The organism is Psychrobacillus sp. FSL H8-0484, assembly GCF_038005325.1.
Classification (GTDB): domain Bacteria; phylum Bacillota; class Bacilli; order Bacillales_A; family Planococcaceae; genus Psychrobacillus.
This window is the reverse complement of sequence record NZ_JBBOSZ010000001.1, coordinates 405,565-429,151: the sequence shown is the minus strand read 5'-3', so window position 1 is coordinate 429,151 and position 23,587 is coordinate 405,565. Positions and strand designations below refer to the sequence as shown.

Here is a 23,587-nt window from a genome sequence, read left to right as displayed (position 1 = left end):
TCAAATTATCATATGCTTAGAAATGAAAGGATTGAACATTTTTTGTAACGACATAACACTTACTATATTTGTAAAAAAATAAAAAGAAGCCAAAGAGGACTTTCATACTCTTTGGCTTCTTCGTTTCTATTCAACCTCCATATTATTCTGCAGGATTTTCAATAGGAGCATCTACTGGTGCTTCTTCTGATTCCTTAGCTGGTTCTTCTGCTGGCTGTTCAGCAGATGGTTGGGCTGATGGTGCCGCTACGTTGATATACAGTTTACCGGCAGCTAATTGGCGTGTTTCATTGTTGAAACTGTCAAGAGCTTTTACTTCGATTTGTGCACCGTCTGCTACTGTTCCGTATGGTACTGTCCAGTAACCAACGTAATGACCTGTGCTTTGCTCCATCATTGGTAATTCAGTTGCATTTTGAACTTGTCCACCTACATTTGTTAGTGGCATGTGGATAACGAATGTCGCTTTCAATCCAGGCTCACTATCAAATTCGATTTTGACGCTTCTACCTGTTGTAAGGTAAAGGTCTCCTGCAGGTTTCAAGTTCCCAATGACTGGTGCATCGAAGTCTGCTTGAACTGTGATTTTTGTCGAGATACGATTGTTTGCCTTGTCGCGTGCAACAACTGTTATTTCATTTGCACCGTTTTCAAGGATAATACGCTTTGAATATTTTCCGTTGACGACTAGAGCATCTTGACCGTTAACTCGTACCCAGTCAAGGTTTGCGTCTGTAACTGTTCCTTCGACTGTAACTGTTTCACGGTTTGTTTTGTCGCCGTTTTTCGGACTTGTAATTGTCAAATCAGGTTTCAACGTGTCTAAGATGACTGTGACAGGAGCTGATTCACCTGTTACTTTGCCATTTAATTTAGAAACTGCTGTGAATTCATTGTCACCTTCTACTAATGTAGCAGGGATTGCGAATTTACCGTCGTTACCTACGACGATAGATGCTACTTCTGCACCATTTTGTTTTAACTGGAGTGTCGTTGTTGGTGATGCAGTACCTTCAATTGTAATAGCTGCTTCACTTGTTGTTACATTAGCCGCTGGTGAAGTGATTACCGGCGCATTTACTTCATAGCTTACGCGAGCACGGATCATGTAGTTTCCTTCAGCTGTCGGTGATGGAGACCATACCCCAGATACGCCTTGGTAGCTTCTTCCCGCGTTCGTACCGTCTTCATCCGTTGCAAGACCAGGAGTATTTGGATTTGCAAATGTTTGACGGTATACCATGAAGAAATCGCCATTTACGACGATGTTGTGATCAGTTAAGTCCACAACTGTCCACTGACCGTTACGTAATGCTGTTGCATTGACAGGACCCGCAAGCATTTTACCAGGAGTTCCGTCCGCGCCCGTTGCATCCCATACTTCGACTGCGAATGCAGTTCCACCAGGGACAGGCCATTCAGTTGTCCAGAAGCGGAATACGCCATCTGTTACAATACCACTTTCTTTTCCTTCTGGAAGTGACATTTTCACTGCCCATGCATTTCCTGCAGCGTTGAAAGCACGTGCGTTTTCAGGTGTACCATCGTCATAACCGATTTCTCCACCTGGAACTGTGTAGAATGGCTCAAGCGTGATGTTTTGCGTTGTTGCTTCATCACCGATTATCACTGCTACTTCTTGGCCATGGTAGCCGCGAGCGATAACTTTCAATGTGTAGTCGCCTTCGTATGCAGTGATGGAGTAGTTACCAGCTGCATCTGTTGTCACAGGTGAGATATTTGCATCTTCCACAAGTAGAAGAGTTGCTCCTTCAATGCCTTCACCCGTTGATTGGTCAGTAATTGTACCACTCACAGTATTTTGAGCTACTTCATCCAAAGTGAAATTGGCAGTTGTTGTGCCATCTGCTTCGATTGTGACAGCTTGTTCTTCCGAAGTAAATCCGTAAGCTTCTGCTTTCACTGTGAATGTTCCTGCCCCGTGTGTTAATGAATAGGAACCGTCAGCTGGGTTTGAATAAACTGAACGTCCAGATTCTAGTACACTAACTTGAGCACCTAAAGGTAGAAGTGTTGGATTATTAATTATTTCTACTACTGGTGATGCTTCTTTTACAGGTAAAACAGGTTTAATTGATTTTGGGTCGATTGTTTCTTTTAATGCATCTTTATCTTTACCATTTCCGTTATTACCTTTATTTCCATTGTTTACACTGTTTTTATTGTTACCGTTGTTACCATTTTTGTTGCCTTTTCCTTTTGAAACTTTGCCAGTTTGTGAAATGTCAGTTAGAGCAACATCATCAATATACCAGCCGTCTCTTTGTACACTACCATCAGAGAATGCATTGAATCCAATATAGATACGTTGACCTGCATATGCAGACAAATCAACTTCTGCACTAATCCAACCATTGGATAGACCTTGAACCATTAGTAATTGTGTCCAGTTTTGCTGATCTGTAGAAACGAATACGTGACCGTAATCCCAAGCTCTTCCCGAAGAAGACTGCTCGAAGTTATGCCACTGTTTGAACTGCAAGAAAGAATTTCCTTCTGGCAGGTCGATTGGAGGTGCAACAAGTGTTGCGTTCATACGGTTTGCGTAAAGCCCAGATAAGTTTGTAGCGTATACCTTATCTCCAGATGCGGCATTTCCTGGGCCAGATGTTGGTACGCCCCAATCCCAACTGTTTTGATCTCCAAAGGAATACCAACCAATTGGCTGTGCTTCGAAGTTTTCAAAGTATCCAACGGTAATACCTGGTTTTACTTGAATGACATATTCTTCACTACTTACTTCATTGTTACCAAAGTCATTGATTGTCCATTTGTACTTGAATGAGTTACCTGAGATTAAATCACCTGGAATCTCAACTCCGAACACACCAGATTTGTAATCGCCAGATTTGCGTCCAGCTTCGATTGCTTGCCAAGCACCATTTGCATCCTTGTAATTTAGTACAACAGATGCAACGCTGATGTTATCACTAACTGTAATTGACAAATCTAAATCCATTCCTGCATATATTTCACGAGGTGCTGTATGCTCGAATACCGGGGCTTCACTATCATCACCTTGTTTTGTTACTTGACCTTCCAATGTTCCAAGTCCAGTGATGATAGAAGATACAGCCTCATAAGCATCTACTAGTCCATAGCCATATCCATGGTTAGGAACTGTTGTATATTGAGCATCTGTTAATGGATTTGCTGTGTTGAGTAGGATTTCTTCCATTTCATCCACTGTTAGGTTTGCGTCAACTTGTCGAAGGAGTGCCGCAACGCCCGAAACAGCTGGTCCTGCCATAGATGTCCCGTTCCAACCACCTTCATACCCACCACCTGGTATAGATGAACGAATGTTCACGCCTGGTGCTGAGATGTCTGGTTTAATTTCAGCGTATGGTGAAGGTCCACGAAGGGAGAAGCTTCCCACTTTGTTATTAATGTCAGTTGCTCCTGTTGCAAATGACTCAGGATAATTTGCTGGTGCCGCTACAGATCCAGCACCACCTGGATTTGAAAGCGTTGTGTTTCCTGCAGAGAATTCAGGGAAAATTTCTGCTGCGCGCCAGTTGACGACAACGTCTCGGTACCATTCATCAAGACCAGGTCCGCCTCCCCAGGAGTTATTGACAACGTCTGGAGCCATGTCAACGCGTGCATTTCCATTGGCATCAGTCGGTGCTAAAATCCATTGTGCAGCTTCCAGTAGATCTGTGTCTGTTCCCCCGTTTGCTGTAAATGCCTTTACTGCGATAAATTTAGCTCCAGGAGCAACACCAATTTGATTCGTTCCATTTGGTTCACTACCAACCATAGTTCCCGTTACATGCGTACCGTGTTCAATATCGTCATACGGCGTAGCTCGTCCAGCTGTTGCATCAAACCAGTTAAAGTTATGAGAGACTTGACCATTTGCTGCATTGTAGCCTCGGTACTTTTCTTTTAATGCCGGGTGATCCCATTGAACCCCAGTATCAATGCTAGCTACAACAGTTCCTGCTCCGTCAATACCCATTGCCCAAACTTCTGGAGCTTTGACACGTTCAATGCTCCACTCTATGTTCGCGATTTCTGCTTTAGGAGCAACGGCATTCTCAGTTTTTGTTGTAAATAACTGACGAGTTTCATTCGGTAAAATCTTTTCAACTTCAGGGAACGTTGCTAGTTTCTCAGCAACTTCTTTTGTTGCCGTTACTGCCATCCCATTCACAATATAATATGACTCGATATCTTTTGCATTTCCCTTAGCTACTTCTTGTTCTAGAAATTGTTTAACTGTTTCTTGTGACTCAAGAGAAGTTATCTTCAATTCGCTTACTACTGAGGAGCGCTGAAGAAGTTTCGCATTGTGCGCAGATAAGTTTGCAGCATCCGCACCTTTTCGAGCTTCCGTAGCCACTTCTTGTACATCTGCTTTTTCTTTAAATTTGATTAAGAAAGTAACTTTATCATCTTCTTTAAAGTTTGCTAGTAAACGGCTACTTAACTTATCTTTTACGAGAATCGTGCTGGGACTTGAATCTCTAAAAGATTGGTGAAGCTTACTAGTGGTTTCCGCACTAACTACATTCGGAGCAATTAATGAAAATGTTAAAAGTAAAGATGCTGTAATACTAAGTGCCTTAGTTGAACTGTTTCTCCTTCTCAACTTCCATTCCTCCCTTGAATTTTACTAAGATTTTATTACTGTACGAGAAACTAATGGTCTTTTACATTAATCTATAAAGACCGCAAAAAAACACCTTCTCCCCCTTTCCTAAAAAGTCATTTAGGTAAACAGAATCAATGGTGTGGATCAAGAATCTCTGGTTGTTAACAAAACTATATATGAATAGAAATAGAAATTTTGTCGAATTAAGTCGTTATTTTTCATATTTTTCAGAAATAATAGTTTATTACTATTTTATGCTATTTATTTTATAGGTAATAAGTGATGCACACAATACTTTTGGAAATATAAAGAAGATATTAGAATCGTTGGTATGATTAGTAAATCGAATATAATCAATTTCCTATCAATATAATTTAATTTTCTTGCTTTTTAAAAAAATAATTATTTAAACCTACTTTTTTTAAGTAGGATATTTCACTAATTTTTATCTTCAACATAACTAGTACTTTATTCCTCTCTAAATAGATTTAGTTCCTTTTTACTTTTTATTTATAAAACCCTTTAAATAAACGATCATTCTAATAAATTTTGATTTTTATTTTTCACTATTATGGTTAATTAATCACTATATTTATCTACATGTCTTTGTAACCAATTAATGATTAATAAAAATATAGTCCATCTCAAAGCAATGATTATTAAATGAACAACGAAGATTACTTTACTCAAGCTTAGTAGTAATTTTATTTATTAAATTAGTTAAATTCGAGATTGACCCAGAAGAAATTTCCTTTCTTCAGCACTTAGTTTCTGTGTTCGGAATAGGAAAGCAGATTTCTTCGTCAGCTGCAGTCGTTCGGTTCTCACGTATGTTATATGCTCCGAGCCTCTCTTCTTTGCTTCCTTGAACTCTTTGCCCATCCACTTTCTCGCATGCTTTTCTATAAATAAAATACATGTTACCTTCGGATTTTTTTCCTGACAAAAAAAGCCGCTACCGATTTCTCGGTAACGACTTCTTGGTGCCCAGCGATGTCCTACTCTCCAGGGGGAACCCCCCAACTACCATCGGCGCAAGAGCTTTACTTCCGTGTTCGGGCTTCGAAAGCAGATGGGCGGCAGATTTCTTCGTCAGCCGTAGTCGTTCGGTTCTCACGTATGTTATACGTTCTGAGTCTCTCTTCTTTGCTTTCTCGAACTCTTTGCCCCTCCACTTTCTCGCACACTTCTCTATAAATTAAGTATATGTTGCCTTTGGTCTTCTTTTTCGAATAAAAAAAAGCCGCCACCGATTTCTCGGTAACGACTTCTTGGTGCCCAGCGACGTCCTACTCTGCAGGGGGAAACCCCCAACTACCATCGGCGCAAGAGCTTTACTTCCGTGTTCGGGCTGCGAAAGTAGATGGGCGGCAGATTTCTTCGTCAGCCGCAGTCGTTCAGTTCTCACGTATGTTATACGTTCCGAGCCTCTCTTCTTTGCTTCCTAGAACTCTTTGCCCCTCCACTTTCTTGCACACTTCTCTATAAATAAAGTATATGTTGCCTTCGGTCTTCTTTTTCGAATACAAAAAAAGCCGCCACCGATTACTCGGTAACGACTTCTTAGTGCCCAGCGACGTCCTACTCTTGCAGGGGGAAACCCCCAACTACCATCGGCGCTGAAGAGCTTAACTTCCGTGTTCGGTATGGGAACGGGTGTGACCTCTTCGCCATCATCACTAGACCTTGAGTTGTTCACTCAAAACTGGATAAAAGACATTGAATTCTTCAAATTCTATTTTGGTTAAGTCCTCGATCGATTAGTATTCGTCAGCTGCACGTGTCGCCACGCTTCCACCCCGAACCTATCTACCTCATCGTCTTTGAGGGATCTTACTTACTTGCGTAATGGGAAATCTCATCTTGAGGGGGGCTTCGTGCTTAGATGCTTTCAGCACTTATCCCGTCCACACATAGCTACCCAGCGATGCTCTTGGCAGAACAACTGGTACACCAGCGGTGTGTCCATCCCGGTCCTCTCGTACTAAGGACAGCTCCTCTCAAATTTCCTACGCCCACGACGGATAGGGACCGAACTGTCTCACGACGTTCTGAACCCAGCTCGCGTACCGCTTTAATGGGCGAACAGCCCAACCCTTGGGACCGACTACAGCCCCAGGATGCGATGAGCCGACATCGAGGTGCCAAACCTCCCCGTCGATGTGGACTCTTGGGGGAGATAAGCCTGTTATCCCCGGGGTAGCTTTTATCCGTTGAGCGATGGCCCTTCCATGCGGAACCACCGGATCACTAAGCCCGTCTTTCGACCCTGCTCGACTTGTAGGTCTCGCAGTCAAGCTCCCTTCTGCCTTTACACTCTTCGAATGATTTCCAACCATTCTGAGGGAACCTTTGGGCGCCTCCGTTACACTTTAGGAGGCGACCGCCCCAGTCAAACTACCCGCCTGACACTGTCTCCTACCCGGGTTACGGGTATGGGTTAGAATTTCAATACAACCAGGGCAGTATCCCACCGACGCCTCCTCCGAAGCTGGCGCTCCGGGCTCTAAGGCTCCTGCCTATCCTGTACAAGTTGCACCAAAATTCAATATCAAGCTATAGTAAAGCTCCACGGGGTCTTTCCGTCCTGTCGCGGGTAACCTGCATCTTCACAGGTACTATAATTTCACCGAGTCTCTCGTTGAGACAGTGCCCAGATCGTTACGCCTTTCGTGCGGGTCGGAACTTACCCGACAAGGAATTTCGCTACCTTAGGACCGTTATAGTTACGGCCGCCGTTTACTGGGGCTTCAATTCGCACCTTCGCTTGCGCTAAGCACTCCTCTTAACCTTCCAGCACCGGGCAGGCGTCAGCCCCTATACTTCACCTTACGGTTTTGCAGAGACCTGTGTTTTTGCTAAACAGTCGCCTGGGCCTATTCACTGCGGCTCTTCTAGGCTATTCACCCAAAAGAGCACCCCTTCTCCCGAAGTTACGGGGTCATTTTGCCGAGTTCCTTAACGAGAGTTCTCTCGCTCACCTTAGGATTCTCTCCTCGACTACCTGTGTCGGTTTGCGGTACGGGCACCTATCACCTCGCTAGAGGCTTTTCTTGGCAGTGTGAAATCAGGAACTTCGGACTAAGTCCTCGCCATCACAGCTCAATGTTATAGAATGCGGATTTTCCTACATTCACACCTTACTGCTTGGACGTGCATAACCAACAGCACGCTTACCCTATCCTTCTGCGTCCCCCCATTACTCAAACGGTGGTTTGGTGGTACAGGAATATCAACCTGTTGTCCATCGTCTACGCCTATCGGCCTCGACTTAGGTCCCGACTAACCCTGAGCGGACGAGCCTTCCTCAGGAAACCTTAGTCATACGGTGGACGGGATTCTCACCCGTCTTTCGCTACTCATACCGGCATTCTCACTTCTAAGCGCTCCACCAGTCCTTCCGGTCTGACTTCAACGCCCTTAGAACGCTCTCCTACCACTGATACCAAAGGTATCAATCCACAGCTTCGGTGATTTGTTTAGCCCCGATACATTTTCGGCGCAGCGTCACTCGACCAGTGAGCTATTACGCACTCTTTAAATGATGGCTGCTTCTAAGCCAACATCCTGGTTGTCTAAGCAACGCCACATCCTTTTCCACTTAACAAATACTTTGGGACCTTAGCTGGTGGTCTGGGCTGTTTCCCTCTTGACTACGGATCTTATCACTCGCAGTCTGACTCCCAAACATAAATCATTGGCATTCGGAGTTTGTCTGAATTCGGTAACCCGGGATGGGCCCCTAGTCCAAACAGTGCTCTACCTCCAAGATTCTTAACGTTTGAGGCTAGCCCTAAAGCTATTTCGGAGAGAACCAGCTATCTCCAGGTTCGATTGGAATTTCTCCGCTACCCACACCTCATCCCCGCACTTTTCAACGTGCGTGGGTTCGGACCTCCAGTAAGTGTTACCTTACCTTCATCCTGGACATGGGTAGATCACCTGGTTTCGGGTCTACGACCACATACTCATTCGCCCTATTCAGACTCGCTTTCGCTGCGGCTCCGTCTTCTCAACTTAACCTTGCATGTAATCGTAACTCGCCGGTTCATTCTACAAAAGGCACGCTATCACCCATTAACGGGCTCTAACTACTTGTAGGCACACGGTTTCAGGATCTATTTCACTCCCCTTCCGGGGTGCTTTTCACCTTTCCCTCACGGTACTGGTTCACTATCGGTCACTAGGTAGTATTTAGCCTTGGGAGATGGTCCTCCCAGATTCCGACGGAATTTCACGTGTTCCGCCGTACTCAGGATACACTCAAGAGAGAATGAACTTTTGACTACGGGGCTTTTACCCTATCCTGCGGACCTTTCCAGATCGCTTCGTCTAGCTCATTCCTTTGTAACTCTATGTAGAGTGTCCTACAACCCCAAGAGGCAAGCCTCTTGGTTTGGGCTATTCCCGTTTCGCTCGCCGCTACTCAGGGAATCGATTTTTCTTTCTCTTCCTCCAGGTACTTAGATGTTTCAGTTCCCTGGGTGTGCCACAGATACGCTATGTATTCACGTAAATGTACTGCTCCATTACGAACAGTGGGTTTCCCCATTCGGAAATCTCCGGATCAAAGCTCACTTACAGCTCCCCGAAGCATATCGGTGTTAGTGCCGTCCTTCTTCGGCTCCTAGTGCCAAGGCATTCACCGTGCGCCCTTATTAACTTAACCTAATATGGCTTCCAATTACTTGGAGTCCATTCAAAATTAGTAGTTAAAAGTACTACACAATCTATAATCACCGAAGTGATTATAAATCGAATTTCTTGAATTTATTTCTTTCAATGTCGTTTTATCCAGTTTTCAAAGAACAAGTTTTCAAATGCTCATAAAAATGAACATTCAAAACTGAACTGCAAAACGTTAAGATACAGATAAAAATCTGTATTCCGTAATATATCCTTAGAAAGGAGGTGATCCAGCCGCACCTTCCGATACGGCTACCTTGTTACGACTTCACCCCAATCATCTGTCCCACCTTCGGCGGCTGGCTCCCGTAAGGGTTACCCCACCGACTTCGGGTGTTACAAACTCTCGTGGTGTGACGGGCGGTGTGTACAAGGCCCGGGAACGTATTCACCGTGGCATGCTGATCCACGATTACTAGCGATTCCGGCTTCATGTAGGCGAGTTGCAGCCTACAATCCGAACTGAGAACGGTTTTATGGGATTAGCTCACCCTCGCGGGGTTGCGACCCTCTGTACCGTCCATTGTAGCACGTGTGTAGCCCAGGTCATAAGGGGCATGATGATTTGACGTCATCCCCACCTTCCTCCGGTTTATCACCGGCAGTCACCTTAGAGTGCCCAACTGAATGCTGGCAACTAAGATCAAGGGTTGCGCTCGTTGCGGGACTTAACCCAACATCTCACGACACGAGCTGACGACAACCATGCACCACCTGTCACCGCTGTCCCCGAAGGGAAAGATCTATCTCTAGAACGGTCAGCGGGATGTCAAGACCTGGTAAGGTTCTTCGCGTTGCTTCGAATTAAACCACATGCTCCACCGCTTGTGCGGGCCCCCGTCAATTCCTTTGAGTTTCAGTCTTGCGACCGTACTCCCCAGGCGGAGTGCTTAATGCGTTAGCTGCAGCACTAAGGGGCGGAAACCCCCTAACACTTAGCACTCATCGTTTACGGCGTGGACTACCAGGGTATCTAATCCTGTTTGCTCCCCACGCTTTCGCGCCTCAGCGTCAGTTACAGACCAGAAAGCCGCCTTCGCCACTGGTGTTCCTCCAAATCTCTACGCATTTCACCGCTACACTTGGAATTCCGCTTTCCTCTTCTGTACTCAAGTCCCCCAGTTTCCAATGACCTTCCACGGTTGAGCCGTGGGATTTCACATCAGACTTAAAGGACCGCCTGCGCGCGCTTTACGCCCAATAATTCCGGACAACGCTTGCCACCTACGTATTACCGCGGCTGCTGGCACGTAGTTAGCCGTGGCTTTCTAATAAGGTACCGTCAAGGTACGAGCAGTTACTCTCGTACTTGTTCTTCCCTTACAACAGAGTTTTACGATCCGAAAACCTTCTTCACTCACGCGGCATTGCTCCATCAGACTTTCGTCCATTGTGGAAGATTCCCTACTGCTGCCTCCCGTAGGAGTCTGGGCCGTGTCTCAGTCCCAGTGTGGCCGATCACCCTCTCAGGTCGGCTACGCATCGTCGCCTTGGTAGGCCGTTACCCTACCAACTAGCTAATGCGCCGCGGGCCCATCCTGTAGTGACAGCCGAAACCGTCTTTTAACATTTCCACATGTGAGGAAATGGATTATTTGGTATTAGCCCCGGTTTCCCGGAGTTATCCCAATCTACAGGGCAGGTTGCCCACGTGTTACTCACCCGTCCGCCGCTAAATCAGAAGAAGCAAGCTTCTTCGTCATTCGCTCGACTTGCATGTATTAGGCATGCCGCCAGCGTTCGTCCTGAGCCAGGATCAAACTCTCCATAATAGAGAACTTAAAAAGCTCATTTGTTTTGCTGGCATCATCATTAAATGATGTCAAAAATTGTTGCTATCAAACTAACAGATGTTAGTCCTTCAAGCTATATGTCTTAACGTTTTGCATGTTCAGTTTTCAATGTTCATGTTGTTGTCTCGTTTTGACGACTTTTATATCATAACAAACTTCGTTATTAATGTCAATAACTTTTTTAATTTGTTTTTTCTAGGAAAGTCATTAATTAAAAAGAGAACTTTATTAATATACCACCCTTCGAATGCATTAGCAAGCCTTTTTTACAATAACTTTAAAATACTTTCAAGATACCTAAATGACACAGTATATAGGGGGATTTATTAAGCGAGATACTACTAGTAGAACCTAATAATTTCTTATATCAAGTGTGTAAAGGTCACTCTAGACATCTATTCTTTCAACCCTTGGATAATTCAATACATAATCTACTAAAACATTTGCTAACGTTATATCCTCGAAGACTTCGTCCTCTGCTTTCAAGTTGACCTATGTTGTCAACATTAGACTGCACTTCCCGTTACGCATGTAATTAGCTGAAAGAATAACTTTTCACCTTCTGACTTAATTCGTAGTAGACAACCTTTAAGTAATATACTTTCTGTGTAGTAGCTCATTTACAACATCTTCATACTTTCGTAACAGCTACTAATTAGAAGGAAGACGAGACCAAATCATGTTTAACCGAGATCACTTCACCTGCAACTAAACAAAAAAAGCCGTTACCGATTTCTCGGTAACGACTTCTTAATGCCCAGCGACGTCCTACTCTTGCAGGGGGAAACCCCCAACTACCATCAGCGCAAGAGCTTAACTTCCGTGTTCAGGCTACGAAAGCAGATGGACGGTAGATTCCTTCATCGTCCGTAGTCATTCGGTTCTCACGTAGGCTATACGTTCCGAGCCTCTCTTCTTTGCTTCCTAGAACTCTTTGCCCCTCCACTTTCTTGCACACTTCTCTATAAATAAAGTATATGTTGCCTTCGGTCTTCTTTTTCGAATACAAAAAAAGCCGCCACCGATTACTCGGTAACGACTTCTTAGTGCCCAGCGACGTCCTACTCTTGCAGGGGGAAACCCCCAACTACCATCGGCGCTGAAGAGCTTAACTTCCGTGTTCGGTATGGGAACGGGTGTGACCTCTTCGCCATCATCACTAGACCTTGAGTTGTTCACTCAAAACTGGATAAAAGACATTGAATTCTTCAAATTCTATTTTGGTTAAGTCCTCGATCGATTAGTATTCGTCAGCTGCACGTGTCGCCACGCTTCCACCCCGAACCTATCTACCTCATCGTCTTTGAGGGATCTTACTTACTTGCGTAATGGGAAATCTCATCTTGAGGGGGGCTTCGTGCTTAGATGCTTTCAGCACTTATCCCGTCCACACATAGCTACCCAGCGATGCTCTTGGCAGAACAACTGGTACACCAGCGGTGTGTCCATCCCGGTCCTCTCGTACTAAGGACAGCTCCTCTCAAATTTCCTACGCCCACGACGGATAGGGACCGAACTGTCTCACGACGTTCTGAACCCAGCTCGCGTACCGCTTTAATGGGCGAACAGCCCAACCCTTGGGACCGACTACAGCCCCAGGATGCGATGAGCCGACATCGAGGTGCCAAACCTCCCCGTCGATGTGGACTCTTGGGGGAGATAAGCCTGTTATCCCCGGGGTAGCTTTTATCCGTTGAGCGATGGCCCTTCCATGCGGAACCACCGGATCACTAAGCCCGTCTTTCGACCCTGCTCGACTTGTAGGTCTCGCAGTCAAGCTCCCTTCTGCCTTTACACTCTTCGAATGATTTCCAACCATTCTGAGGGAACCTTTGGGCGCCTCCGTTACACTTTAGGAGGCGACCGCCCCAGTCAAACTACCCGCCTGACACTGTCTCCTACCCGGGTTACGGGTATGGGTTAGAATTTCAATACAACCAGGGCAGTATCCCACCGACGCCTCCTCCGAAGCTGGCGCTCCGGGCTCTAAGGCTCCTGCCTATCCTGTACAAGTTGCACCAAAATTCAATATCAAGCTATAGTAAAGCTCCACGGGGTCTTTCCGTCCTGTCGCGGGTAACCTGCATCTTCACAGGTACTATAATTTCACCGAGTCTCTCGTTGAGACAGTGCCCAGATCGTTACGCCTTTCGTGCGGGTCGGAACTTACCCGACAAGGAATTTCGCTACCTTAGGACCGTTATAGTTACGGCCGCCGTTTACTGGGGCTTCAATTCGCACCTTCGCTTGCGCTAAGCACTCCTCTTAACCTTCCAGCACCGGGCAGGCGTCAGCCCCTATACTTCACCTTACGGTTTTGCAGAGACCTGTGTTTTTGCTAAACAGTCGCCTGGGCCTATTCACTGCGGCTCTTCTAGGCTATTCACCCAAAAGAGCACCCCTTCTCCCGAAGTTACGGGGTCATTTTGCCGAGTTCCTTAACGAGAGTTCTCTCGCTCACCTTAGGATTCTCTCCTCGACTACCTGTGTCGGTTTGCGGTACGGGCACCTATCACCTCGCTAGAGGCTTTTCTTGGCAGTGTGAAATCAGGAACTTCGGACTAAGTCCTCGCCATCACAGCTCAATGTTATAGAATGCGGATTTTCCTACATTCACACCTTACTGCTTGGACGTGCATAACCAACAGCACGCTTACCCTATCCTTCTGCGTCCCCCCATTACTCAAACGGTGGTTTGGTGGTACAGGAATATCAACCTGTTGTCCATCGTCTACGCCTATCGGCCTCGACTTAGGTCCCGACTAACCCTGAGCGGACGAGCCTTCCTCAGGAAACCTTAGTCATACGGTGGACGGGATTCTCACCCGTCTTTCGCTACTCATACCGGCATTCTCACTTCTAAGCGCTCCACCAGTCCTTCCGGTCTGACTTCAACGCCCTTAGAACGCTCTCCTACCACTGATACCAAAGGTATCAATCCACAGCTTCGGTGATTTGTTTAGCCCCGATACATTTTCGGCGCAGCGTCACTCGACCAGTGAGCTATTACGCACTCTTTAAATGATGGCTGCTTCTAAGCCAACATCCTGGTTGTCTAAGCAACGCCACATCCTTTTCCACTTAACAAATACTTTGGGACCTTAGCTGGTGGTCTGGGCTGTTTCCCTCTTGACTACGGATCTTATCACTCGCAGTCTGACTCCCAAACATAAATCATTGGCATTCGGAGTTTGTCTGAATTCGGTAACCCGGGATGGGCCCCTAGTCCAAACAGTGCTCTACCTCCAAGATTCTTAACGTTTGAGGCTAGCCCTAAAGCTATTTCGGAGAGAACCAGCTATCTCCAGGTTCGATTGGAATTTCTCCGCTACCCACACCTCATCCCCGCACTTTTCAACGTGCGTGGGTTCGGACCTCCAGTAAGTGTTACCTTACCTTCATCCTGGACATGGGTAGATCACCTGGTTTCGGGTCTACGACCACATACTCATTCGCCCTATTCAGACTCGCTTTCGCTGCGGCTCCGTCTTCTCAACTTAACCTTGCATGTAATCGTAACTCGCCGGTTCATTCTACAAAAGGCACGCTATCACCCATTAACGGGCTCTAACTACTTGTAGGCACACGGTTTCAGGATCTATTTCACTCCCCTTCCGGGGTGCTTTTCACCTTTCCCTCACGGTACTGGTTCACTATCGGTCACTAGGTAGTATTTAGCCTTGGGAGATGGTCCTCCCAGATTCCGACGGAATTTCACGTGTTCCGCCGTACTCAGGATACACTCAAGAGAGAATGAACTTTTGACTACGGGGCTTTTACCCTATCCTGCGGACCTTTCCAGATCGCTTCGTCTAGCTCATTCCTTTGTAACTCTATGTAGAGTGTCCTACAACCCCAAGAGGCAAGCCTCTTGGTTTGGGCTATTCCCGTTTCGCTCGCCGCTACTCAGGGAATCGATTTTTCTTTCTCTTCCTCCAGGTACTTAGATGTTTCAGTTCCCTGGGTGTGCCACAGATACGCTATGTATTCACGTAAATGTACTGCTCCATTACGAACAGTGGGTTTCCCCATTCGGAAATCTCCGGATCAAAGCTCACTTACAGCTCCCCGAAGCATATCGGTGTTAGTGCCGTCCTTCTTCGGCTCCTAGTGCCAAGGCATTCACCGTGCGCCCTTATTAACTTAACCTAATATGGCTTCCAATTACTTGGAGTCCATTCAAAATTAGTAGTTAAAAGTACTACACAATCTATAATCACCGAAGTGATTATAAATCGAATTTCTTGAATTTATTTCTTTCAATGTCGTTTTATCCAGTTTTCAAAGAACAAGTTTTCAAATGCTCATAAAAATGAACATTCAAAACTGAACTGCAAAACGTTAAGATACAGATAAAAATCTGTATTCCGTAATATATCCTTAGAAAGGAGGTGATCCAGCCGCACCTTCCGATACGGCTACCTTGTTACGACTTCACCCCAATCATCTGTCCCACCTTCGGCGGCTGGCTCCCGTAAGGGTTACCCCACCGACTTCGGGTGTTACAAACTCTCGTGGTGTGACGGGCGGTGTGTACAAGGCCCGGGAACGTATTCACCGTGGCATGCTGATCCACGATTACTAGCGATTCCGGCTTCATGTAGGCGAGTTGCAGCCTACAATCCGAACTGAGAACGGTTTTATGGGATTAGCTCACCCTCGCGGGGTTGCGACCCTCTGTACCGTCCATTGTAGCACGTGTGTAGCCCAGGTCATAAGGGGCATGATGATTTGACGTCATCCCCACCTTCCTCCGGTTTATCACCGGCAGTCACCTTAGAGTGCCCAACTGAATGCTGGCAACTAAGATCAAGGGTTGCGCTCGTTGCGGGACTTAACCCAACATCTCACGACACGAGCTGACGACAACCATGCACCACCTGTCACCGCTGTCCCCGAAGGGAAAGATCTATCTCTAGAACGGTCAGCGGGATGTCAAGACCTGGTAAGGTTCTTCGCGTTGCTTCGAATTAAACCACATGCTCCACCGCTTGTGCGGGCCCCCGTCAATTCCTTTGAGTTTCAGTCTTGCGACCGTACTCCCCAGGCGGAGTGCTTAATGCGTTAGCTGCAGCACTAAGGGGCGGAAACCCCCTAACACTTAGCACTCATCGTTTACGGCGTGGACTACCAGGGTATCTAATCCTGTTTGCTCCCCACGCTTTCGCGCCTCAGCGTCAGTTACAGACCAGAAAGCCGCCTTCGCCACTGGTGTTCCTCCAAATCTCTACGCATTTCACCGCTACACTTGGAATTCCGCTTTCCTCTTCTGTACTCAAGTCCCCCAGTTTCCAATGACCTTCCACGGTTGAGCCGTGGGATTTCACATCAGACTTAAAGGACCGCCTGCGCGCGCTTTACGCCCAATAATTCCGGACAACGCTTGCCACCTACGTATTACCGCGGCTGCTGGCACGTAGTTAGCCGTGGCTTTCTAATAAGGTACCGTCAAGGTACGAGCAGTTACTCTCGTACTTGTTCTTCCCTTACAACAGAGTTTTACGATCCGAAAACCTTCTTCACTCACGCGGCATTGCTCCATCAGACTTTCGTCCATTGTGGAAGATTCCCTACTGCTGCCTCCCGTAGGAGTCTGGGCCGTGTCTCAGTCCCAGTGTGGCCGATCACCCTCTCAGGTCGGCTACGCATCGTCGCCTTGGTAGGCCGTTACCCTACCAACTAGCTAATGCGCCGCGGGCCCATCCTGTAGTGACAGCCGAAACCGTCTTTTAACATTTCCACATGTGAGGAAATGGATTATTTGGTATTAGCCCCGGTTTCCCGGAGTTATCCCAATCTACAGGGCAGGTTGCCCACGTGTTACTCACCCGTCCGCCGCTAAATCAGAAGAAGCAAGCTTCTTCGTCATTCGCTCGACTTGCATGTATTAGGCATGCCGCCAGCGTTCGTCCTGAGCCAGGATCAAACTCTCCATAATAGAGAACTTAAAAAGCTCATTTGTTTTGCTGGCATCATCATTAAATGATGTCAAAAATTGTTGCTATCAAACTAACAGATGTTAGTCTTTCAAGCTATATGTCTTAACGTTTTGCATGTTCAGTTTTCAATGTTCATGTTGTTGTTGTCTCGTTTTGACGACTTTTATATCATAACAAATTTTGTTATTAATGTCAATAACTTTTTTAATTTGTTTTTTCTAGGAAAGTCATTAATTAAAAAGAGAACTTTATTAATATACCACCCTTCGAATGCATTAGCAAGCCTTTTTTACAATAACTTTAAAATACTTTCAAGATACCTAACTGAAACACAGTATATAGGGGAATTTATTAAAGCGAGATACTACTAGTAGAACCTTATTATTTCTTATATCAAGTATGTAAAGGTCACTCTAGACATCTTTTCTTTCAACTGTTGGATAATTCAATACATAATCTACTATAACATTTGCTAACGTTATATCCTCGAAGACTTCGTCCTCTACTTTCAAGTTCACCTATGTTGTCAACATTAGACTGCACTTCCCGTTACGCATGTAATTAGCTGAAAGAATAACTTTTCACCTTCTGGCTTATTGGAAGGAAGACGAGACCAAATCATGTTTAACCGAGATCACTTCACCTGCAACTAAACAAAAAAAAGCCGCTACCGATTACTCGGTAACGACTTCTTGGTGCCCAGCGACGTCCTACTCTTGCAGGGGGAAACCCCCAACTACCATCGGCGCAAGAGCTTAACTTCCGTGTTCGGGCTGCGAAAGCAGATGGGCGGCAGATTTCTTCGTCAACCGCAGTCTTTCGGTTCTCACGTATGTTATACGTTCCGAGCCTCTCTTCTTTGCTTCCTCGAACTCTTTGCCCCTCCACTTTCTCGTACACTTCTCTATAAATAAAGTATATGTTGCCTTCGGTCTTCTTTTTCGAATAAAAAAAAGCCGCCACCGATTTCTCGGTAACGACTTCTTGGTGCCCAGCGACGTCCTACTCTTGCAGGGGGAAACCCCCAACTACCATCGGCGCTGAAGAGCTTAACTTCCGTGTTCGGTATGGGAACGGGTGTGACCTCTTCGCCATCATCACTAGACCTTGAGTTGTTCACTCAAAACTGGATAAAAGACATTGAATTCTTCAAATTCTATTTTGGTTAAGTCCTCGATCGATTAGTATTCGTCAGCTGCACGTGTCGCCACGCTTCCACCCCGAACCTATCTACCTCATCGTCTTTGAGGGATCTTACTTACTTGCGTAATGGGAAATCTCATCTTGAGGGGGGCTTCGTGCTTAGATGCTTTCAGCACTTATCCCGTCCACACATAGCTACCCAGCGATGCTCTTGGCAGAACAACTGGTACACCAGCGGTGTGTCCATCCCGGTCCTCTCGTACTAAGGACAGCTCCTCTCAAATTTCCTACGCCCACGACGGATAGGGACCGAACTGTCTCACGACGTTCTGAACCCAGCTCGCGTACCGCTTTAATGGGCGAACAGCCCAACCCTTGGGACCGACTACAGCCCCAGGATGCGATGAGCCGACATCGAGGTGCCAAACCTCCCCGTCGATGTGGACTCTTGGGGGAGATAAGCCTGTTATCCCCGGGGTAGCTTTTATCCGTTGAGCGATGGCCCTTCCATGCGGAACCACCGGATCACTAAGCCCGTCTTTCGACCCTGCTCGACTTGTAGGTCTCGCAGTCAAGCTCCCTTCTGCCTTTACACTCTTCGAATGATTTCCAACCATTCTGAGGGAACCTTTGGGCGCCTCCGTTACACTTTAGGAGGCGACCGCCCCAGTCAAACTACCCGCCTGACACTGTCTCCTACCCGGGTTACGGGTATGGGTTAGAATTTCAATACAACCAGGGCAGTATCCCACCGACGCCTCCTCCGAAGCTGGCGCTCCGGGCTCTAAGGCTCCTGCCTATCCTGTACAAGTTGCACCAAAATTCAATATCAAGCTATAGTAAAGCTCCACGGGGTCTTTCCGTCCTGTCGCGGGTAACCTGCATCTTCACAGGTACTATAATTTCACCGAGTCTCTCGTTGAGACAGTGCCCAGATCGTTACGCCTTTCGTGCGGGTCGGAACTTACCCGACAAGGAATTTCGCTACCTTAGGACCGTTATAGTTACGGCCGCCGTTTACTGGGGCTTCAATTCGCACCTTCGCTTGCGCTAAGCACTCCTCTTAACCTTCCAGCACCGGGCAGGCGTCAGCCCCTATACTTCACCTTACGGTTTTGCAGAGACCTGTGTTTTTGCTAAACAGTCGCCTGGGCCTATTCACTGCGGCTCTTCTAGGCTATTCACCCAAAAGAGCACCCCTTCTCCCGAAGTTACGGGGTCATTTTGCCGAGTTCCTTAACGAGAGTTCTCTCGCTCACCTTAGGATTCTCTCCTCGACTACCTGTGTCGGTTTGCGGTACGGGCACCTATCACCTCGCTAGAGGCTTTTCTTGGCAGTGTGAAATCAGGAACTTCGGACTAAGTCCTCGCCATCACAGCTCAATGTTATAGAATGCGGATTTTCCTACATTCACACCTTACTGCTTGGACGTGCATAACCAACAGCACGCTTACCCTATCCTTCTGCGTCCCCCCATTACTCAAACGGTGGTTTGGTGGTACAGGAATATCAACCTGTTGTCCATCGTCTACGCCTATCGGCCTCGACTTAGGTCCCGACTAACCCTGAGCGGACGAGCCTTCCTCAGGAAACCTTAGTCATACGGTGGACGGGATTCTCACCCGTCTTTCGCTACTCATACCGGCATTCTCACTTCTAAGCGCTCCACCAGTCCTTCCGGTCTGACTTCAACGCCCTTAGAACGCTCTCCTACCACTGATACCAAAGGTATCAATCCACAGCTTCGGTGATTTGTTTAGCCCCGATACATTTTCGGCGCAGCGTCACTCGACCAGTGAGCTATTACGCACTCTTTAAATGATGGCTGCTTCTAAGCCAACATCCTGGTTGTCTAAGCAACGCCACATCCTTTTCCACTTAACAAATACTTTGGGACCTTAGCTGGTGGTCTGGGCTGTTTCCCTCTTGACTACGGATCTTATCACTCGCAGTCTGACTCCCAAACATAAATCATTGGCATTCGGAGTTTGTCTGAATTCGGTAACCCGGGATGGGCCCCTAGTCCAAACAGTGCTCTACCTCCAAGATTCTTAACGTTTGAGGCTAGCCCTAAAGCTATTTCGGAGAGAACCAGCTATCTCCAGGTTCGATTGGAATTTCTCCGCTACCCACACCTCATCCCCGCACTTTTCAACGTGCGTGGGTTCGGACCTCCAGTAAGTGTTACCTTACCTTCATCCTGGACATGGGTAGATCACCTGGTTTCGGGTCTACGACCACATACTCATTCGCCCTATTCAGACTCGCTTTCGCTGCGGCTCCGTCTTCTCAACTTAACCTTGCATGTAATCGTAACTCGCCGGTTCATTCTACAAAAGGCACGCTATCACCCATTAACGGGCTCTAACTACTTGTAGGCACACGGTTTCAGGATCTATTTCACTCCCCTTCCGGGGTGCTTTTCACCTTTCCCTCACGGTACTGGTTCACTATCGGTCACTAGGTAGTATTTAGCCTTGGGAGATGGTCCTCCCAGATTCCGACGGAATTTCACGTGTTCCGCCGTACTCAGGATACACTCAAGAGAGAATGAACTTTTGACTACGGGGCTTTTACCCTATCCTGCGGACCTTTCCAGATCGCTTCGTCTAGCTCATTCCTTTGTAACTCTATGTAGAGTGTCCTACAACCCCAAGAGGCAAGCCTCTTGGTTTGGGCTATTCCCGTTTCGCTCGCCGCTACTCAGGGAATCGATTTTTCTTTCTCTTCCTCCAGGTACTTAGATGTTTCAGTTCCCTGGGTGTGCCACAGATACGCTATGTATTCACGTAAATGTACTGCTCCATTACGAACAGTGGGTTTCCCCATTCGGAAATCTCCGGATCAAAGCTCACTTACAGCTCCCCGAAGCATATCGGTGTTAGTGCCGTCCTTCTTCGGCTCCTAGTGCCAAGGCATTCACCGTGCGCCCTTATTAACTTAACCTAATATGGCTTCCAATTACTTGGAGTCCATTCAAAATTAGTAGTTAAAAGTACTACACAACATATAATCACCGAAGTGATTACAAATTGAATTTCTTGAATTTATTTCTTTCAATGTCGTTTTATCCAGTTTTCAAAGAACAAGTTTTCAAATGCTCATAAAAATGAACATTCAAAACTGAACTGCAAAACGTTAAGATACAGATAAAGATCTGTATTCCGTAATATATCCTTAGAAAGGAGGTGATCCAGCCGCACCTTCCGATACGGCTACCTTGTTACGACTTCACCCCAATCATCTGTCCCACCTTCGGCGGCTGGCTCCCGTAAGGGTTACCCCACCGACTTCGGGTGTTACAAACTCTCGTGGTGTGACGGGCGGTGTGTACAAGGCCCGGGAACGTATTCACCGTGGCATGCTGATCCACGATTACTAGCGATTCCGGCTTCATGTAGGCGAGTTGCAGCCTACAATCCGAACTGAGAACGGTTTTATGGGATTAGCTCACCCTCGCGGGGTTGCGACCCTCTGTACCGTCCATTGTAGCACGTGTGTAGCCCAGGTCATAAGGGGCATGATGATTTGACGTCATCCCCACCTTCCTCCGGTTTATCACCGGCAGTCACCTTAGAGTGCCCAACTAAATGCTGGCAACTAAGATCAAGGGTTGCGCTCGTTGCGGGACTTAACCCAACATCTCACGACACGAGCTGACGACAACCATGCACCACCTGTCACCGCTGTCCCCGAAGGGAAAGATCTATCTCTAGAACGGTCAGCGGGATGTCAAGACCTGGTAAGGTTCTTCGCGTTGCTTCGAATTAAACCACATGCTCCACCGCTTGTGCGGGCCCCCGTCAATTCCTTTGAGTTTCAGTCTTGCGACCGTACTCCCCAGGCGGAGTGCTTAATGCGTTAGCTGCAGCACTAAGGGGCGGAAACCCCCTAACACTTAGCACTCATCGTTTACGGCGTGGACTACCAGGGTATCTAATCCTGTTTGCTCCCCACGCTTTCGCGCCTCAGCGTCAGTTACAGACCAGAAAGCCGCCTTCGCCACTGGTGTTCCTCCAAATCTCTACGCATTTCACCGCTACACTTGGAATTCCGCTTTCCTCTTCTGTACTCAAGTCCCCCAGTTTCCAATGACCTTCCACGGTTGAGCCGTGGGATTTCACATCAGACTTAAAGGACCGCCTGCGCGCGCTTTACGCCCAATAATTCCGGACAACGCTTGCCACCTACGTATTACCGCGGCTGCTGGCACGTAGTTAGCCGTGGCTTTCTAATAAGGTACCGTCAAGGTACGAGCAGTTACTCTCGTACTTGTTCTTCCCTTACAACAGAGTTTTACGATCCGAAAACCTTCTTCACTCACGCGGCATTGCTCCATCAGACTTTCGTCCATTGTGGAAGATTCCCTACTGCTGCCTCCCGTAGGAGTCTGGGCCGTGTCTCAGTCCCAGTGTGGCCGATCACCCTCTCAGGTCGGCTACGCATCGTCGCCTTGGTAGGCCGTTACCCTACCAACTAGCTAATGCGCCGCGGGCCCATCCTGTAGTGACAGCCGAAACCGTCTTTTAACATTTCCACATGTGAGGAAATGGATTATTTGGTATTAGCCCCGGTTTCCCGGAGTTATCCCAATCTACAGGGCAGGTTGCCCACGTGTTACTCACCCGTCCGCCGCTAAATCAGAAGAAGCAAGCTTCTTCGTCATTCGCTCGACTTGCATGTATTAGGCATGCCGCCAGCGTTCGTCCTGAGCCAGGATCAAACTCTCCATAATAGAGAACTTAAAAAGCTCATTTGTTTTGCTGGCATCATCATTAAATGATGTCAAAAATTGTTGCTATCAAACTAACAGATGTTAGTCTTTCAAGCTATATGTCTTAACGTTTTGCATGTTCAGTTTTCAATGTTCATGTTGTTGTCTCGTTTTGACGACTTTTATATCATAACAAATTTCGTTATTAATGTCAATAATTTTTTTAATTTGTTTTTTCTAGGAAAGTCATTAATTAAAAAGACAGCTAAAATAATATATCATCCTTTGAAGACATTTACAAGTATTTTTCTACTATAATTTTAAAAAGTTTTCAAGATGAATAAGCAACACATTATTTAGAGAATGGAAAAGGCGAGCAAATACTAATAGAACTTATCATATCAAACAAAAAACCGGTCTCCATTTGGAAACCGGTTTAAAATAATAAAATTTAGTAAGCCGCTTTTGCCGTACTTTATAAGAAAGTTTTAAACCACCACTCCTCAAAGTGGGTGTTCGCAGAAACTATCTTGCATGTCCTCATTGTCAAAAGAGAATAAGGCTTGTCATTCCAGCATCTATATAAAACTCCCTGTTACAGCATAAAGGTTAAAACTTAATATCCATACGTACAATGCAGCTTATATTGATATATTAAACCCATTTCGGATTTAATTCAAGGAAAATGAT

Annotated in this window: 1 protein-coding gene, 9 rRNA genes and 1 other RNA gene; all 11 read right to left on the bottom strand. The window is 46.6% G+C overall.

The annotated features are described in order from the left end of the window. Positions 1 to 142 precede the first annotated feature (142 nt). The 11 genes from MHH81_RS02100 to ssrS all read right to left on the bottom strand — a co-directional run bounded on the left by MHH81_RS02100 (position 143) and on the right by ssrS (position 23,543). Positions 143 to 4,618, bottom strand: coding sequence for a S8 family serine peptidase (locus MHH81_RS02100; RefSeq protein WP_340917332.1), 4,476 nt, complete (start codon positions 4,616 to 4,618; stop codon positions 143 to 145). Positions 4,619 to 6,189: 1,571 nt separating this feature from the next. Next, a 5S ribosomal RNA gene (gene rrf / locus MHH81_RS02095) occupies positions 6,190 to 6,305 on the bottom strand. 56 nt (positions 6,306 to 6,361) lie between these two features. Then, positions 6,362 to 9,290, bottom strand: a 23S ribosomal RNA gene (locus MHH81_RS02090). Positions 9,291 to 9,525: 235 nt separating this feature from the next. Beyond that, positions 9,526 to 11,079 (bottom strand): 16S ribosomal RNA (locus MHH81_RS02085). Positions 11,080 to 12,148: 1,069 nt separating this feature from the next. Further along, a 5S ribosomal RNA gene (gene rrf / locus MHH81_RS02080) occupies positions 12,149 to 12,264 on the bottom strand. Between the two features lie 56 nt (positions 12,265 to 12,320). After that, positions 12,321 to 15,249 (bottom strand): 23S ribosomal RNA (locus MHH81_RS02075). Between the two features lie 235 nt (positions 15,250 to 15,484). Next, a 16S ribosomal RNA gene (locus tag MHH81_RS02070) occupies positions 15,485 to 17,038 on the bottom strand. Between the two features lie 990 nt (positions 17,039 to 18,028). Beyond that, a 5S ribosomal RNA gene (rrf, locus tag MHH81_RS02065) occupies positions 18,029 to 18,144 on the bottom strand. A 56-nt stretch (positions 18,145 to 18,200) separates the two neighbouring features. Beyond that, positions 18,201 to 21,129: ribosomal RNA gene (locus tag MHH81_RS02060) — 23S ribosomal RNA — on the bottom strand. A 235-nt stretch (positions 21,130 to 21,364) separates the two neighbouring features. Then, positions 21,365 to 22,918: ribosomal RNA gene (locus MHH81_RS02055) — 16S ribosomal RNA — on the bottom strand. Together the 16S, 23S and 5S rRNA genes form the textbook arrangement of a ribosomal RNA operon. 431 nt (positions 22,919 to 23,349) lie before the next feature. Next, positions 23,350 to 23,543: non-coding RNA, 6S RNA (gene ssrS, locus MHH81_RS02050), on the bottom strand. Positions 23,544 to 23,587 lie beyond the last annotated feature (44 nt).